Source organism: Ruegeria sp. HKCCA5463 (genome assembly GCF_013034175.1).
Classification (GTDB): domain Bacteria; phylum Pseudomonadota; class Alphaproteobacteria; order Rhodobacterales; family Rhodobacteraceae; genus Ruegeria.
The window spans coordinates 398,450-413,623 of record NZ_WQFL01000001.1; the positions used below are offsets into that span (position 1 = coordinate 398,450).

The 15,174-nt window shown below is 53.8% G+C and carries 15 protein-coding genes and 1 pseudogene; 9 read left to right on the forward strand and 7 right to left on the reverse strand.

Annotated elements, in window-relative coordinates; genetic code table 11:
- Window positions 1–104: 104 nt before the first annotated feature.
- The 5 genes from GOW09_RS01975 to GOW09_RS01995 all read left to right on the forward strand — a co-directional run bounded on the left by GOW09_RS01975 (window position 105) and on the right by GOW09_RS01995 (window position 5,906).
- Entirely contained in the window at window positions 105–707 is a 603-nt protein-coding gene (locus GOW09_RS01975; RefSeq protein ID WP_171115242.1) for a TetR/AcrR family transcriptional regulator, read from the forward strand.
- Window positions 708–1,723: 1,016 nt separating this feature from the next.
- Window positions 1,724–3,076: a DEAD/DEAH box helicase gene (locus tag GOW09_RS01980; RefSeq protein ID WP_216603815.1), complete on the forward strand. Its 1,353-nt coding sequence runs from the start codon at window positions 1,724–1,726 to the stop codon at window positions 3,074–3,076.
- A 58-nt stretch (window positions 3,077–3,134) separates the two neighbouring features.
- Window positions 3,135–3,344 (forward strand): cold-shock protein, encoded by a 210-nt coding sequence (locus GOW09_RS01985; protein WP_170329064.1) that lies wholly within the window; start codon window positions 3,135–3,137, stop codon window positions 3,342–3,344.
- A gap of 1,549 nt (window positions 3,345–4,893) precedes the next feature.
- Window positions 4,894–5,583, forward strand: a complete 690-nt coding sequence (locus GOW09_RS01990; RefSeq protein ID WP_171115244.1) for a hypothetical protein — start codon at window positions 4,894–4,896, stop codon at window positions 5,581–5,583.
- A 74-nt stretch (window positions 5,584–5,657) separates the two neighbouring features.
- Entirely contained in the window at window positions 5,658–5,906 is a 249-nt protein-coding gene (locus GOW09_RS01995; RefSeq protein ID WP_039524390.1) for a ParB N-terminal domain-containing protein, read from the forward strand.
- On the opposite strand, the gene GOW09_RS02000 is transcribed toward GOW09_RS01995, so the two are convergent.
- The 5 genes from GOW09_RS02000 to GOW09_RS22495 form a co-directional block, all read right to left on the reverse strand.
- Entirely contained in the window at window positions 5,898–6,911 is a 1,014-nt protein-coding gene (locus tag GOW09_RS02000) for a fatty acid desaturase (RefSeq protein ID WP_171115246.1), read from the reverse strand. The two genes, GOW09_RS01995 and GOW09_RS02000, sit on opposite strands and share 9 nt — an antisense overlap.
- Window positions 6,912–6,983: 72 nt before the next feature.
- A complete protein-coding gene (locus GOW09_RS02005; protein WP_171115248.1) occupies window positions 6,984–7,190 on the reverse strand; it encodes a cold-shock protein in 207 nt (68 codons plus the stop codon).
- Between the two features lie 378 nt (window positions 7,191–7,568).
- Window positions 7,569–8,063, reverse strand: a complete 495-nt coding sequence (locus GOW09_RS02010) for a carboxymuconolactone decarboxylase family protein (protein ID WP_217360250.1) — start codon at window positions 8,061–8,063, stop codon at window positions 7,569–7,571.
- 238 nt (window positions 8,064–8,301) lie between these two features.
- Window positions 8,302–9,510 carry an ATP-binding cassette domain-containing protein gene (locus GOW09_RS02015; RefSeq protein ID WP_371808011.1) on the reverse strand — a complete coding sequence of 403 codons (1,209 nt, stop codon included), beginning with the start codon at window positions 9,508–9,510 and terminating at the stop codon, window positions 8,302–8,304.
- Window positions 9,511–9,513: 3 nt separating this feature from the next.
- Window positions 9,514–9,816: an ATP-binding cassette domain-containing protein gene (locus GOW09_RS22495; protein WP_254442686.1), complete on the reverse strand. Its 303-nt coding sequence runs from the start codon at window positions 9,814–9,816 to the stop codon at window positions 9,514–9,516.
- A gap of 370 nt (window positions 9,817–10,186) precedes the next feature.
- On the opposite strand from GOW09_RS22495, the pseudogene GOW09_RS02020 reads away from it, so the two are divergent.
- Window positions 10,187–10,648, forward strand: a pseudogene (locus tag GOW09_RS02020) (integrase); the annotation flags it as partial.
- Between the two features lie 14 nt (window positions 10,649–10,662).
- Window positions 10,663–11,475 carry a methyltransferase domain-containing protein gene (locus GOW09_RS02025; RefSeq protein ID WP_253282413.1) on the forward strand — a complete coding sequence of 271 codons (813 nt, stop codon included), beginning with the start codon at window positions 10,663–10,665 and terminating at the stop codon, window positions 11,473–11,475.
- Between the two features lie 39 nt (window positions 11,476–11,514).
- Here GOW09_RS02025 and GOW09_RS02030 read toward each other — a convergent pair whose 3' ends face one another.
- Entirely contained in the window at window positions 11,515–11,676 is a 162-nt protein-coding gene (locus GOW09_RS02030) for a hypothetical protein (protein ID WP_171115254.1), read from the reverse strand.
- A gap of 109 nt (window positions 11,677–11,785) precedes the next feature.
- Window positions 11,786–13,048, reverse strand: coding sequence for a site-specific integrase (locus GOW09_RS02035; RefSeq protein ID WP_253284156.1), 1,263 nt, complete (start codon window positions 13,046–13,048; stop codon window positions 11,786–11,788).
- Window positions 13,049–13,306: 258 nt separating this feature from the next.
- Here GOW09_RS02035 and dusA point away from each other — a divergent pair, with 258 nt between their 5' ends.
- Window positions 13,307–14,320 (forward strand): tRNA dihydrouridine(20/20a) synthase DusA, encoded by a 1,014-nt coding sequence (dusA, locus tag GOW09_RS02040; protein WP_171115255.1) that lies wholly within the window; start codon window positions 13,307–13,309, stop codon window positions 14,318–14,320.
- A 15-nt stretch (window positions 14,321–14,335) separates the two neighbouring features.
- The gene (locus tag GOW09_RS02045; protein ID WP_171115257.1) at window positions 14,336–15,160 is read left to right on the forward strand and encodes a sulfite exporter TauE/SafE family protein; all 825 of its coding nucleotides are present in this window, start codon (window positions 14,336–14,338) and stop codon (window positions 15,158–15,160) included.
- Window positions 15,161–15,174: the final 14 nt, after the last annotated feature.

Genomic DNA, 15,174 nt, shown 5'->3' on the forward strand with positions numbered 1-15,174 from the left:
TGGTAAACTCGCGGGTTTACTCATGGCATACAATTTTGCCCTTGTAAACTCCTGCGTTTACCTAGTATTTGACCGGGGCACGTCAATAGGTCTATAGCTCTGACATGAACGAATGCAGCGCACAGAATGCGTCCAAGAGCGCACAGATCATCGAAGCTGCCGTGGCCGAGTTCCAGGAAAAGGGCTTTGCCGCGGCCAGTATGGATCGCATTTCAGCAAGGGCCGAAGTGTCCAAGCGTACGTTGTACAAGTACTTTGAAAGTAAAGAAAACCTATTCCGCTCCATCGTGGTCGAATTGTCCAGCCGCTTTGCTGAAGTGCTGGAAATTCGGTATGAAAAAGGTCGCGATACTCGTACGCAACTGACTGAACTGGCCTGGGCCGAAGGGCGCATTCTGATGCGGCCCGATGTTATCGCAATGGCCCGGATGGTGATCAGCGAAACCTTGCGCAACCCGACGCTTGCGGCGGAAGCGCAGGGCAAGCTGGACAAGACGGCGACATTCATTGCCATGCTCAAAGATGCGGCCGAGGATGGGCAGCTTCGGATCGATGATCCGGAACGGGCCGGGCGCGAATTCATTGGCCTGATCAAGGCGCGCGCCTTCTGGCCGCTGCTGTTTACGGGTGGGGTGCTCAGCGAAGCCGAGATGACGGAAACGATCGAAAGCAGTGTCCAGATGGTGATGAGTCGATATGGCGTCTGATCGGAAGCAACTCACTGATAATGGTCGCCGTCGGGACGTCGTCAGAGGAATGCGTCAGGGCTTTTCGACTTGATTCGGATGGGCAAGGCCGCTGACAGGCCATCGGACTTCGAAGCATAGCAGGACGGAGGCGTTGCTGTGACAGGCAAGGCAACACAAGCTGCGCGTTTAAGCGTGGCACCCATGATGGATTTGTGCGACTGATCGTAGCGTATTGTTTTATATGTGTTTATTTGGGGTGAATTTGGCGCGTAGCACATATGTAGCGACAGGCCCTACCTGATGTTGAAGCCGTGCTTCACTCGATTGATGATGCAGCATTCTCGGTTTTTCGGCAAGCGAACGTAGAGGAGAACGCCGGGCCTCTTCTTTGGTGGGAACTCTGAGAATGAAGTACCTTGTTGAAACGCTCTGGCTGCTCAGCCGAGGGCCGGCGTCTTTCGCCTCACTGCGGGGGCGAGTGTTTCTTCGGGGTTCATGAAGAAGTCCAGGAGAAAAAACCTGATACCGCAAGTCGCGCCTGATTTCACTTCTTCAACGTTCAATCGGAATTCGAGAAGAGAACAAGGGTTTTCCAGCGTCCTCGTGACTACATCTGACTTCGGTCTCTCATGGCACGGGGATAGGTCAGGGGAATTCCGGCCCAGAGCCGACATCCAACCCGCTATCTTGATGCTGCAGTTGCACCCGCTTTGCGGACATTCAAACCGCACATGATAAACCTACCCAAAACCGCGCTTTCGCCGCATGGTTCATGGACGCGCAAGACGCGGGCAAACCCAACCTTGGGCAAATATTTGCTCTCAAATGAGTTGTTGCTTTCTTAACCTTTGCCCTGTAGGAGAAGCGCAACGCCGCGTGTGGATGACCAAATCAGCGGCAAAGTATTCTCGCCCGTGATCCCCAGATCGTTGTCTTGAATAGCTCCTTGAGAGCAACGAAACGACGGCGGCTATTTCATACGAGCTTCCCAGTAGATTAGAGAGACCAAGTGCCGATAGCGGTGAACCGCGTTTATGGCACGAGACCAAACGCTTTTGACGACATTTGACACCCTCGGCCTTGCCGAGCCCATCCTGAAGGCCATCAAGGCTCAAGGATATTCGACCCCTACGCCCATTCAGGCCAAGGTCATTCCGCTGCTGCAATCTGAGCGCGACGTGATCGGCATTGCCCAGACCGGCACAGGAAAAACCGCCTCATTTGTATTGCCCCTGTTGCATCGGATTGAGCGTGAGAGATCAAAACCCGCTCCGAAACAGTGCACGACATTGATCCTGACGCCGACGCGCGAGCTTGCGGCGCAGATCGTGGACAACATCCGCGCTTACAGCAAGTTCAGCCAGATCACGGCGACACTTGTCGTCGGTGGCGTACGCCCCGGCGGGCAGATCAAGGCTCTCAGCGGCGGTGTGGACATTGTGGTGGCAACACCCGGACGCCTGCTCGACCACCTTGGCACTGGCGTTATCAACCTGTCCGCAACCAAAGCCATTGTGGTGGATGAGGCTGATCAGATGCTGGATCTGGGCTTTCTGCCCAGCATTCGCAAGATCATAGCAAAACTGCCCGAGGCTCGCCTGACGGCACTGCTTTCGGCAACAATGCCGGGGCAGATCAGAATACTCGCTGATGACTTCCTGAACGATCCGGCAGAGGTTCAGGTGGCTGCTGTTTCAACGCCGATTGAACGGATCGCGCAGAGCGTCCGGCATGTGGCCAAGCAGGACAAACGCCGTGTTCTGGCAGATATTCTGTCGGACAAGGACGTGCATCGCGCCGTTGTCTTCACGCGCACCAAACGCGGAGCGGATAACGTCTGCAAGCACCTGATTGCTGCCGGGATCAACTCCGCCGCTATTCACGGGAACAAAAGCCAGCCACAGCGCGAACGCGCCATGGCAGGATTCCGGTCAGGGGCAACCACTGTCCTTGTGGCCACCGATATTGCGGCACGGGGGATCGACATCGATGATGTATCCCATGTGGTGAATTACGAGCTTCCGAATGTGCCGGAATCCTATGTGCATCGCATCGGCAGGACCGCCCGCGCAGGCAGAACCGGCACCGCAATTTCACTGTGTGATCGCGAAGAGATGTCCCTCCTGCGGGATATCGAAAAGCTGATCGGCAACAGGCTGCCAAGCGGCTCAGAAGCGCAAGACGTGCCTGTGAAACGCGGTCGGGTTGCACAACTGCAAAAGCCCTGTGCTGCCAAAATTGAACCGTCGCCAAAATCGCTAGCGGTTCGTCACGCAACGCGTCAGCGGAACGGACACCAACAACACAAGATCGACCCCGCCCAAGCGCAGGACGGTCTTATGCGAATGCTCTCCAATATTGGTGAGTTCACTCAACCTGCTGCCTAACGCAGCAAGCAGCCCGGCCAATCCCGGCGGGCGCACATGTCATTGAAAGGATAACCTCATGACGACCGGAACAGTTAAATGGTTCAACGAAACTAAAGGCTACGGCTTCATCGAACTGGACAACGGCAGCGGCGACGCATTCGTGCACATCAGCGCCGTTCAGCGCTCTGGCCTCGATAGCCTGAAAGAAGGCGCAAAGGTCGGCTTCGATCTGAAAGAAGACCGGATGCGCGGCAAGACCTCCGCCGAGAACCTGCAATTGCAGTAGGCAATTCACAAACGATGCCAGATAGCGGTTGCTATTGCCGCTGTCTGGAAGCACAGCCAAAGACTGGTTGATCGGTTCGGATTGGGATTGAGACACAATATGTAAGCGGTCACCTATTGGTGGCGTATTAATAGCTTCGAGCTTCTGCCAGCCCTTAGCAGAGCTCGGTCCCTGTTAGTTCGTCAACGGCCACGTTTCAAAGGTGATGTCACGCTGAATTTTGTCTCTCAATTATTCTCTAAGCCACCTGGTCAAACACCGGTCTCAAAAATGAGATATCTCCGTAGCACAGGCTTCGTGACGACGGTGCGGCCTTGACTCTATGCTGGCTAAGAACCACAAGAGTGTATTGGTAAAAATTACTCGATGCCGCGATGCTGCCGGCTTCGCAAATCCAATGGCCTTCAGACTAACTGTAGCATGTGCCCCAGCATAGGAACGGGTTTCGCTGGGGTCTTCGCTATGAGCTCGTTCCTCGCAAGCATTTGCAACTGTCACCGGACATGCACCTGTCATCGCGTGACCAAGGAAAGAAGGCGCCGCATGAACAGCACTTGGCACATGAATTGCGTGTTTGATGCCCGATAGATCAGGTCTCTGGCTCCGTTTGGATCAGTCACTCATTGGGTTTACGCGCTGCATACTTTGTTTGATCTCGACACTTTTGGTGTCGCTCTCAGGAACGCAGCTTGCTGCCCAAGTCGCAGGCAATGCCAGTGCAACGGTTTGTGACGAAGGTTTCGAAAACAGAAACGGATCCTGCCAAAGTCCAGACGTACCCCAAAACGCATATTTAACGGGTAGCTCCTATGGCCGCGGGTGGGAATGCAATCACGGTTTTCAGAATGTCGGAGAACTCTGTGAGAAAATAAGAGTTCCTGAAAATGCCTACCTGGCATCAACCGGAGATCAGTGGGCGTGCAATCGGCTGTTCCAGCGTGCCGGAGAAGAGTGTGAAGAAGTGATTTCGCCCCAAAATGGGTACGTCGAAACTCGGTTTGGCGTGCAGGAAATACACTGCAACTGGGGATTTCGTAAGGAGAACCAGGATTGTGTTGCAATAGAGGTCCCAGAAAACGGTCGTCTGAGCGACAGAGGAAGCTCGGATGGTTGGGTATGCCTCAGAGGTTACAGGGCAGCGGAGAGCGGCTGTGAGCCTGTGGCTGTTCCACAGCATGCATATCTTGCACCTGAAACTTATTCCGGATGGAAGTGCGAACGTGGTTTTCGCGCAAACCGAGACAGGTGCGTTGCGATCCTTGTCCCTTCAAACGCGCATTTGAATCGAAGAGGTGATGGTTGGGAATGTAATCGGCCGTTCACGAGACAGAACGACAAGTGCACCGAAAATGTGGCGCGACAATAAGTTGGTGGAAACCAAAGCCGCCTGACAAATCCGGAAGGACTACGCCGTGAACCATAACTCGATTGACGAAAACCTGGGTAAAAGTCTCAAAGCCGAAAAGGCGCGTCGCCGGTCCTATGGGATTAAGATATCTATTGCGTCAGCAGTGTGCGTTGCAGCGATAATTGTAGTGGTGTTTCTCTGATGCGAAAAAATGCCCCTCAAGTAACCCTTCCCGGTTCAAAGATGTCAGCTCATGGTTTGGAACAAAGAGCGTTTCAGGACCGCAGTGTTCGTAAGTCGCGGAACGCTGACGTATCAGGAGTGATTGAGGAAGAATTTGGAAAGTACTTGATTAAGGCTGGCGTTCTGAGCGGCAATAGTGTTGCACGGGCATTTCCCAAGCCGCCGGCTAAAACGCAGGCAATGATTGCCGATGCAGTTGGAGAAACACCAGTATTGGCCATTGAAGCCTTAAAAGAAATTCTCGAAGAACGAGACAGGAAGCGTAGCGGTCAACGCCGTTTGGAAGGAAACTCCGGCACCCTAGTTCCCAGTGAAAGAGAATATGCCGAGGCATTGCGCCAGATCAGGCTCACCCCCGCGCAGGTCACATTGCTCAAAGCACTCACAATCGCAGGCAAGGAAGGTCTGACTATTGGTCACTTGTCTCAGGCAGCTGGTTACAAATCGCGCGAGGCCTCCATCAAGGTTTTCAAGAAAATCGGACTATTGATCGCAGAATATCTGGAACTGGACCTACCCGAAGCCGGATCGGTACAGAATGATGGCGCCGCTCAGGTCCTGGCATTTTCTCACATCGAAAGTGACGATGAGCCAGCAACTTGGATTATGCATCAGGAACTGCGCGACGCTGTTCGTTCGGTTCTATGACGTACGTTCCAGCCCCCGCTTTTGAAGCGAGCTCTGAACCGGAACAAATGCACGAAAGGTTGCTCACGTAGCTAATGTTGGAGAAAAGACCATATCCGCTCGACCTGATCTATGTTCCTGTGAAACGGGCGAAAACGCTTGATCAACAAAAAGTTCTGACGCTGGCCGAAGATATCCTGAAGAACGGCCAGAAGACCCCGATCCAGATACGCTCGGACAACAAGAGGTTCGTGCTGATTGAAGGCCTTCACCGACTAGAGGCCATTCGCGCCCTCGGGGGAGATACTGTCGAAGCCTACTTGGTGCGCGCCAGATTACACTAAATTCTTGTTGGGATTGGCGTTCGACAAAGCCTCGGAAAATGTTAGCAGACGTTGACTTCTTTCATCCCAAAGATGCAATCGTGCACAATGAAAGCTCTCATATAGAGTAATACGCTGGCAATTTTCCAACTCCGAATGGTCGCGCAAAACCTCGTTTAGCCGATAGAACGGTATGCGACTGGCAAGGTGGTGAACATGGTGCACACCAATATTGGCAGAGAACCAGCGCAGGATGCCGGGCAGGGCATAGTGAGAACTTCCATAGAATGCGGCGTTCTGAAGATTCCACCCTTCTTCCCGTTCCCATGTCGTGTGTTCAAACTGGTGTTGAATATAGAAAAGCCAAATACCAATCGAGGCGGCGACGATCATGGTTGGCAGGAATACATAAACCAGCACATCCAGGCCTCCGGTCCAAAAAATCAGGGCCAGGACCACCGCAATCGCGGCGTTTGTTCCCATTGCGCTTGCCCAATACAGCCAGCCTGACCGCATGAAACCAAAGGGTAAGCGATTTTGCAGAAAGAACGTGTAGACAGGCACGATACAGAACAGGAAGAAGGGGTTCCGGATTAACCTGTAAGCGGCACGCCCGACCCACTTTCGCTTCAGATATTCCTCTACAGTTAATGTAGGGATATCGCCCATCCCGCGCCGATCAAGGTTGCCGGTTGAGGCGTGGTGAATCGCATGGCTTTGCCGCCAGACGTCATAAGGTGTGAGGGCGAGAACACCCAAGACCCGGCCTGTCCAATTGCAAACGGTACGGTTTTTAAAAAATGATCCGTGACCACAATCATGCATGATGATGAAGAGACGCACCAGAAATGCAGCGTTAAGGATTGCCAGTGGAATAGCGACCCAGACACCAAGGGAAAGCGCAAACCACGCTGCGCCCCATAGCGCGAAAAAAGGGATAACAGTAATTGTCAGTTCAAAAACACTACGCTTCGTATCGGGTACGCGGTATTGAACGAGCGCCCGGGTCAATTCCTGCTGTTGCACCTGACTTGTTCTCCAACGGCTCTTGGGAACCCTCTGAGCAACCGGGCACCCCAGAAGGATGCCCGTAGCAGGCTATGCGAGTGCCAGGTTGGAAGCGCTGTCGCGTCCGTCACGACCAGCTTCGACGTCAAAAGTAACCTTTTGGCCGTCTTTCAATTCGCTGATGCCGGAACGTTCAAGAGCGGATACATGCACGAACACATCGCGCTTGCCGTCTTCAGGCTCGATAAAGCCAAAACCTTTGGTCGAGTTGAACCATTTTACTGTGCCATTTGCCATGGTGGAAGTCTCCAATTGCGTGTCGCCCGCATCAATGCGGCGACCCGGCGTGGTCGGTCTAAATCGAAAGACTGAACGCCGAATTGAGGAGACAGCAGGTCGAAAAAGAAAAACGTAAGCTTTATGTATATGGACTTCGAGTACCCACAATACAAGCATTGATGCGGTGGAGGACAACAGAGAGATCCTGCCTGCCTAGCAAAACTTAGGTAAGGTGTCGCTGTTCGCTGTCTTTCGAATACGTGACTGGAGCGGGACGAAGCGCCAATACGCTGCACTTGTGCCTAAGTCCGTTTTCGAAGAATGGACGCGGCGCAAAACGGTGGTAATTGTCTGTGACAGGAAAGTATGAGTTTTGTCGTCAGGCGCCACCTGACTCTACGCAGAGGCTTGCTGCTTTATCATCTCTAAGAAAACCAAGTAGGAGTCCTTAGCCGCGTCTGGGCCAGCTTTCTGCAAGGTGTGACCCTGAGTACGCCCACCATAGTCAAAGGTGACGCCGCCGCCTTCGACGATGCGGCTCATCATGTTAAAAAGCCCGGTTACCTCAATTGCTTCGAACAGCGCTTCCTCAACCCACCCCTGTTCAAGAACGGCATCGACATCGGCCTGAACGAGTTTGTTTGGCAAGGTGTTGAGCTTCTCGACATAACGCAGCATCGGTTTCATCTTCTCTGAAACATCCGAAGCCTCGATGTCTTCCAAAAGCTGTTTAATAAGACCGGGATCAATGCCTAACGTTTCAGCATGGATCACGTGCGAACCATAACAAAATCGGCAGGAATTGAGCCCTGATACAAACGCTGCAATGAGCTCCCGTTCTCCGATGGTCAGTTCTCCGTTAGACCGAAGGACTGAGTTCACAAAAGTCATCAAGGGTTCAATATTCTTGGGAAAGCGTGCCAAAAGGTCTCGAAGGTGAGCGCCTTCTGGCAGAGAAGGCAATCGCGGCATTCTTCGAACTCAATTGTTTGGGTTTTTGAACATACCACGGATCGCGTGCGAGTCATCTTTCGGCCAGACGCGAAACAAAGTGAGCTTTGGCTTAAATCACACGAAAGTCCGTTTCGATGCCTTCCGCACTGCACAAAATGTTGGAACAAAATTATCACTACGAACCCATCTCACTTGCCAAAAACGGCTCGGGGCTGCCCGTTTCTTCCAGACCTTTATCTGTGACAAGCCAAAACCGATTGCCAACATTTCGCAAAAAGCTGCGGTCGTGACTAACAAGCAAACATGAAGCGCCGTGTGTGATCAATTCACCCTCGAGAGCCTCTTGTCCTTCAATGTCGAGATGGTTCGTCGGCTCATCAAGCAAATAGAAATTCGGATTTTTGAGCCGCAGTATCAGCATCGCCAAGCGCGCCTTTTGCCCCCCAGACAGTGCACCGATTTTGGTGCCTTGCATCTGTATGTTCACACCGGCGCCCGCCAAAACGCCACGTGCGCGTTGATCACCAATGTCAAACTGCCCCGTAACAGCGACCATCGGTGTGTCGCTGTCCGAAAGCTGGCTCAGATGCTGGTCTGAATAGGCTGGCACTACCGAAGGGGCACATTTGACCACCCCACTATTCCCTGAAAGTGCACTTTGCACCATCTTTATCAATCGGGTTTTGCCGGTGCCATTGGCCCCCAGAAGCACGATGCGATCTCCTGGCAAAATCCATTTCCGCCCGGTCTTGTACAACAAGCGACCGTCAGGCGTCTCAACCCGTGCGTCATCCAATGTGATCAGAGCTCTGGCATGAGTTCCGCTGTTGACCAGTCTGATATCACCAGCGCTGCGTTCGTAGTGGGCAGCTTTGGCAGATGCTTCAATCTGCGCCGCGCGATCATTTAGCTGTTTGGTCTTGTTCACCAGAAGATCAGACCCAGAATTGATGCCGATGTTCTTCAGCTTCGCCGCCTGCTTGCGTAGCTGCTGCGCTTTGTTCAAGTCATTGGCGAACCGCCGTTGGTCAGCAGCATCCGCTTCATCAAGCGCTGCTCGTGCTGCCGAAAATGGGAGTGAAAATACACGTGACTTTTTCGCGCGCAAAAACAGCGTTTTGTTGGTGGTCGCATCAAGAAATGCGCGATCATGCGACGTAACTACAATGGGCACCTCACGTGGCAAGGCGGACAACCAGTTCTGGAGCAAGCCCATACGATGCAAATCTAAATGATTGGTTGGTTCATCCAGCAATAGGATATCTGGCTCCTGAATCCACGCGGCAGCCAACAATGCAATCCGCTGCCACCCACCGCTCAATTCGTTGAGCAGGCGATGCTGCAACTCGAGCGGAACACTCAGATCACCAAGCACGACATCCACACGCTAGCTTTCGTATTCTGCCTGCTCGGCAGGAAGGGCACCCAGCACCCACTCATAGAGCGTTTTGGCATAGGCGCGTTCCGGCACGTATTGGGTTACATATCCCGCTCGCAAACCGCGCGCCCGGACGATACTCCCGTTGGTCGGTTCAGATTGGCCGGCCATGCATTCCAAAAGTGTTGTCTTGCCGCGCCCATTTGCGGCAACCAATCCAATACGATCACCCTTGGAAATTGTCAGGTTCAGTTCATCGAGAAGGAGGTCGCCACGGATTACGCTTAAAGCGTTGATGTTCATCACAGTCATCAGAGTCTCTGCTCATAGAAAGGGGTGCCGCAGTGCGGCTTTGGGCAGACCGATAGAAAGGTTGTTTCTCGGGCCCGCCCTGCAAACGCATTTACAGGGCGAAACGGGGACCATGCTGAAGTCGGCGGGTGATACGCATGTTCAGCTTGTGCCCTCCCGTTGTAGATTGTGACTATGTGCTCAGACCTTAAAAAACAATTCCCGTCTCATCAAGCGGCTCGACAAGAAAAGCAGACCTTTGCCGGATTGCAAAAAAACCGGTTTGGGCTCTTGATCCAACATCGGATACGGCGCGGCATGTTGTGATAGGATACTCTGGTCAACGTCAGGTTGTCGTTTTGGGAGGGCATGGCGGATCGGAGGATCAGCCATGGAAACACCAAACTTACCTGCCATTCGTGCGCTTCGGCCAGCCTGGAACAAAGGACACATCGTCGGTCAGAAGCGACCATTGAAACCAAAGCATGTCTGGGCAATCCGGGTACGACTTGAACTGGCCGAGAACCACCGTGATCTCGCGCTATTCAATATGGCCATTGACAGCAAATTGCGGGGCTGTGACCTCGTGAAGATGAAAGTCGTCGACGTCATGGCGTCCGGTCAGATCAAAGAAAGGGCGTCGGTCTTACAAAGCAAAACGCAGAAGCCGGTGCGCTTCGTAATTTCTGAAGGCACACGCGCCTCGGTTGAGAAATGGATGGAAGATGAACTCATGGTCGGCTCAGAGTACCTGTGGCCGGGTCGGTTCCATGAGCGCCTGCACATCTCAACCCGGCAGTATGCAAGGATTGTCCGCGACTGGGTTACGTCGATCGGTCTCGAGGCGAGTGCTTAAGGGGGGCAAAAATGATTGATCCTTACGCAGACGTGGCGTCCCTTGACATTGCTCTTCAAGAAAGAGTCGCAGACATCCTGACTGCGCGCGGTCAAGACCCGGCGCACAAAGAGATGCGCAAAGCCTTCTTGAAAGACCTGAACCTCCCACCGCACGCAACAGCGCTGGAACTTGGATCCGGCACCGGTCACGTTACCTTGGATCTGATTGAAACCGCAGGAGCAACACGTGCGCATGGTATTGAGGCTTCTCCGCTTTTAGTGGCGAAGGCGACAGAGGCTTTTTCGCCCAATCCCCACCTCAGCTTCGAAGTCGGAGATGCCAGAAAAACCGGTTTAGAGAGTCAGTCCTGCGACTTGATCCTGCTGCACTCTGTTTTGTGTCACGTGCATGATTTTCAGAATGTAGTTCGCGAAGCACATCGTCTTCTGAAACCGGGAGGCGTCCTGGCAATTTGTGATGGCGAGTTCGACAACATGAGTGCGCCAATCTCTGACTACGACCTTTTGGACCAGCTCATTCTCCGGATTTTGACAAGTAACGTAACGAACCTTTGGGTCATGCGTCAGTTGCCAGAAGTCCTCACCGAGACAGGCTTCAAGCTCGGGCATCAGACCTTACACAAACCAGTATCTGAGCATGACGCGAATTTTTTTCTGACAATCATTGAAGCCGGAGCAGATCAATTCGTTGCACAAGGTAGGTTGCTTCGCGAAACTGCCATAGCCATTAAAGCGGAGGCACGTGTACGCGCCTTAGCGCACTGTTTGTTTTGCAATATTTCATACATCAGCCAAATCGGGCACAAACCCAGAAGTGACTGATGGACGCGAAGAGTTTTTTGCGAACTAAAGTGTGGGTGCTCACTTTTTGCTTGCATACAAGTCTTCCAATCGATGATCCGGCGCGGTGTCCCTGAACTGTTTCACGAGTTCAGGATCATTCAAGCGGTACCGCCCGCAGTGTTTCAGAAGATTTCGTACGTTTCCACCGAAGTGGGCGAGCAGCATGTCGATGGTTTTCATCTTGGCCTCCTTTGCTTGTGGAGAGGAAATGCGTTTCGGCTTCAAAAGGCGGAAAACTGGTTTGATAGGAGTTTGATGGCCGATGCATTTAGCTCGGCCATCGGGGTTCTCAGTGAAGTGCCTTGCATTTCTCCAGGATCAGCTGATGCCAGTCCCAGTTGGCGAATTTGTCACCTTCTTCTTCGACGTGTTCGTAGCGGTAAAGGCATCCACCATTCTTGTGACCTGAGATCTTTCTGACGAACGAGGCAGACTTACCCATCTCGAAAAGCCGACTGATTGCTTCGTGCCGAAGGTCATGGAAGCGCAGGTCGACGACTCCGACCTTGTCCCGGTGGCGACGGTACGCTGTCCCAAACGAGCGCGGATTGTAAGGGAAGATGAACTCTGACGTCTTGGGCATCGCCAAAATGATCTCCAACGCTTGGCACGGTAGCGTACACCAAACGTTGTTTCCCTTCTTTTGCCTGGGGTGTTTCATATTGCGCACGAGGATTCTGCCACTATTTTCGCGCAGATCATCCCACCTCAGATTGCAGATTTCACTCAGACGACGCGCGGAATAAATCGCAAAGACGACCAGGATTGCGACCGGGATCTTCTGCCGGGTATTTTCCGAGATTGCAGTCAGAATTTTGTTTAGCTCACAGAGTTCCGGTCGGCGATCTCGCTCTTCCGATCGAGCCAGGACTTCATCCTCCCAAAGAGTTCGCATGGCGAGGTTGACCACTTCGATGGGGATCAAAGCACCCCGGTCCTTGGACCAAGAGAGCGTTCTCGCCAGGCGAGTCATGTAGCTCGCGACTGTCTGTAGCATTCTTTCACCAGCCGACAACAGGTCTGCATAGTCATATAACTGTTGCTGCGTCAGCGTTGAGACCTTGGTCTTTCCGAACTCGTCGGCTTTGATGAAGGTCAGAACTTGAAGAGCCGATCGGCCGAGGGTTTTCCCTCGCTTCAAACGGTCGTCGATGACATCTGAGATCGTTGTCTCCGTTACGATTTGAATTGGAAACCCGTTTGCTTCGATTTCTCGGAGTTGGTTGTTCTGCCACTTTTTTGCGTTTGGCAGGTGCTTAGAGGTTTTCGTGAGGCTGTGCTGTTTGCCATTCACACGCTTTCGGATTTGTACCCGGTAAGAGCACTTTCCATTCTTGCCTTCAAACCGAGTGATGTTCTGTTCCTCGAATTTTTTTCCTAGGATCTCCTTGCGAGGTTTCTTTTCTTTCTGCTCGGCCGACGAAACCGGCATGGTGCTTTCTGCAACCCCGGCAGCAGTCACAGCGGTTGCTTGAGAAGGGGAGCGGTGGAAGAGGTTCTGGGCAGTAATCGCTGCGAGCACATCCGTCGTGCTTTTGTTGATAGTGGTCATGGAATTCGTCCCATCTTGCTTTCGATGATAAGGAATTCGGTTCGGTCACACGAAAAAGATTCCGAGGTTTGATAGCCGAATTCCGAGGGAAACACAGAAGATGGAACCGGCGGCGCCCGGGCCAGAAATCAGCTGCATTTGGGCCGCTGTTTGTATGCTTTGGATGTGCTACACCGTAGCACGCTCGAATCGAGAACCTCCGAAAACCCCCGGGAATACGGTGAAATCAGGAGAAATCGTGCTTCGCGAAGTTTGGAGATGAATGGAGTTAACGCTTTGAAAAATAACGCACAAAAAGCAGCGCGTTTAAGCGTGGCACCCATGATGGACTGGACCGACCGCCACTGCCGCTATTTCCATCGGCTGCTCAGCGCGGAAACATTGCTGTATACCGAAATGGTGACGGCGCCGGCGCTCGTGCGGGGCGGGGCGTTGCATCTGTTGGACTACTCTCCCGAGGAACACCCGGTTGCTTTGCAACTCGGCGGCTCTGACCCGGAAGAATTGGCGCAGGCCGCGAGACTGGGGGCTGAGGCCGGGTATGATGAGATCAATCTGAACTGCGGCTGCCCGTCGGATCGGGTGCAATCCGGCACTTTCGGCGCGGTCTTGATGAAAGACCCGGCCCGCGTTGCCGACTGCGTGACTGCCATGCGCGAAGCGGTGAATGTGGATGTCACCGTGAAATGCCGCATAGGAGTCGATGACCAGGAGCCCGAAGATGTATTGCCCGCGTTTCTTGAGCACATCAGCGCGGCAGGTTGCCAAAGGGTGACAATCCATGCCCGCAAGGCGTGGCTGCAAGGGCTGAGCCCCAAGGAAAACCGGGATATCCCGCCTTTGGACTATGACCTTGTGCATCGGATGAAGGTTGAGTTTTCGGATCTTCACATATCGATCAATGGCGGCATCAACACGCTGGACGAGGCAGCCGCACATCTGGAAGCAGGTCTGGATGGGGTGATGATCGGCCGGGCCGCGTATCATCAGCCGGGCGATGTCCTGTCGGATGCTGACCGACGCATCTTTGGTACCGAAACGACGCGTGATCCATTCGCGATCGTTCAACATATGGTGCCTTATGTGGAACGGCACCTTGCCAATGGCGGGCGTTTGCACCAGATCACGCGTCATATGTTGGGCCTTTTCGCAGGTCGTCCCGGAGCCCGCGCATGGCGGCGCGCCTTGTCTGAAGGGGCTGTGCGGGATGGGGCCGGACCCGAAGTGATGCTGCGGGCGCTGGATCATGTGGCGCCCATGGCAGAAGTTTAAGCGGCAGGGGGAACGATGCCCGAGACGATGTTGCTGGCCCAGATGCTGGGCCTTTTGCTTGCGATCGGAGCGCTGGCCGGCGTGCTTGCCGGATTGCTGGGGGTCGGCGGTGGAATCGTCTTGGTGCCTGCCTTTTTCTATGCGTTTCAAACTCTTGGCTATGGCGGCCCGCAGTTGATGCAACTGTGTCTGGCCACGTCGCTGGCCACGATCATCGTGACATCGGTCCGATCCGTTCTTGCGCACAATAAAAAGGGTGCGGTGGATTGGGATATCCTGCGCGGCTGGGGGCCGGGGATCGTCGTCGGTGCGATCATCGGAGTTCTGGTTGCATCGGCCCTGCGGACCGAAGCCTTGCAGGCGCTGTTCGGCATATTGGGAATGGTGATCGGGGCCTATCTGGGGCTGGGTCGTTCGGAATGGCGGCTGGGTGATGTCATGCCCGGTGGGACAAAGCGGGCCATCCTGTCCCCTGCGGTCGGGTTTCTTTCAGTTCTGATGGGAATCGGCGGCGGCAGTTTTGGTGTACCGCTGATGAGCCTCTACAACACGCCGATCCACCGTGCCGTGGCAACCGCGGCCGGATTTGGTGTGATCATCGCCGTCCCCTCGGTCATCGGTTTTTTGTTTCTGGATATCGCACCGGAACACCGGCCTCCGCTGACCATTGGGGCGGTCAATCTGGTGGCCTTCGGTATCGTCGTGGCAATGACGATGATCACCGCGCCCTGGGGGGTGAAGCTGGCCCATGCGATGGATCCGAAACCCTTGAAGCGCGTGTTCGCCGTGTTCCTTACGCTGGTGGCGCTCAATATGCTGCGCAAGGCGGTGGGTTTGTGAAGGATTTTGACGTC

Coding starts and splice junctions, on each gene's coding strand:
- GOW09_RS01975 (WP_171115242.1), top strand. CDS start 105: ATGAACGAATGCAGCGCACAGAATGCGTCCAAGAGCGCACAGATCATC.
- GOW09_RS01980 (WP_216603815.1), top strand. CDS start 1,724: ATGGCACGAGACCAAACGCTTTTGACGACATTTGACACCCTCGGCCTT.
- GOW09_RS01985 (WP_170329064.1), top strand. CDS start 3,135: ATGACGACCGGAACAGTTAAATGGTTCAACGAAACTAAAGGCTACGGC.
- GOW09_RS01990 (WP_171115244.1), top strand. CDS start 4,894: ATGCGAAAAAATGCCCCTCAAGTAACCCTTCCCGGTTCAAAGATGTCA.
- GOW09_RS01995 (WP_039524390.1), top strand. CDS start 5,658: ATGTTGGAGAAAAGACCATATCCGCTCGACCTGATCTATGTTCCTGTG.
- GOW09_RS02005 (WP_171115248.1), bottom strand. CDS start 7,190: ATGGCAAATGGCACAGTAAAATGGTTCAACTCGACCAAAGGTTTTGGC.
- GOW09_RS02010 (WP_217360250.1), bottom strand. CDS start 8,063: ATGACTTTTGTGAACTCAGTCCTTCGGTCTAACGGAGAACTGACCATC.
- GOW09_RS22495 (WP_254442686.1), bottom strand. CDS start 9,816: ATGACTGTGATGAACATCAACGCTTTAAGCGTAATCCGTGGCGACCTC.
- GOW09_RS02025 (WP_253282413.1), top strand. CDS start 10,663: ATGATTGATCCTTACGCAGACGTGGCGTCCCTTGACATTGCTCTTCAA.
- GOW09_RS02030 (WP_171115254.1), bottom strand. CDS start 11,676: ATGAAAACCATCGACATGCTGCTCGCCCACTTCGGTGGAAACGTACGA.
- GOW09_RS02035 (WP_253284156.1), bottom strand. CDS start 13,048: ATGACCACTATCAACAAAAGCACGACGGATGTGCTCGCAGCGATTACT.
- dusA (WP_171115255.1), top strand. CDS start 13,307: ATGAATGGAGTTAACGCTTTGAAAAATAACGCACAAAAAGCAGCGCGT.
- GOW09_RS02045 (WP_171115257.1), top strand. CDS start 14,336: ATGCCCGAGACGATGTTGCTGGCCCAGATGCTGGGCCTTTTGCTTGCG.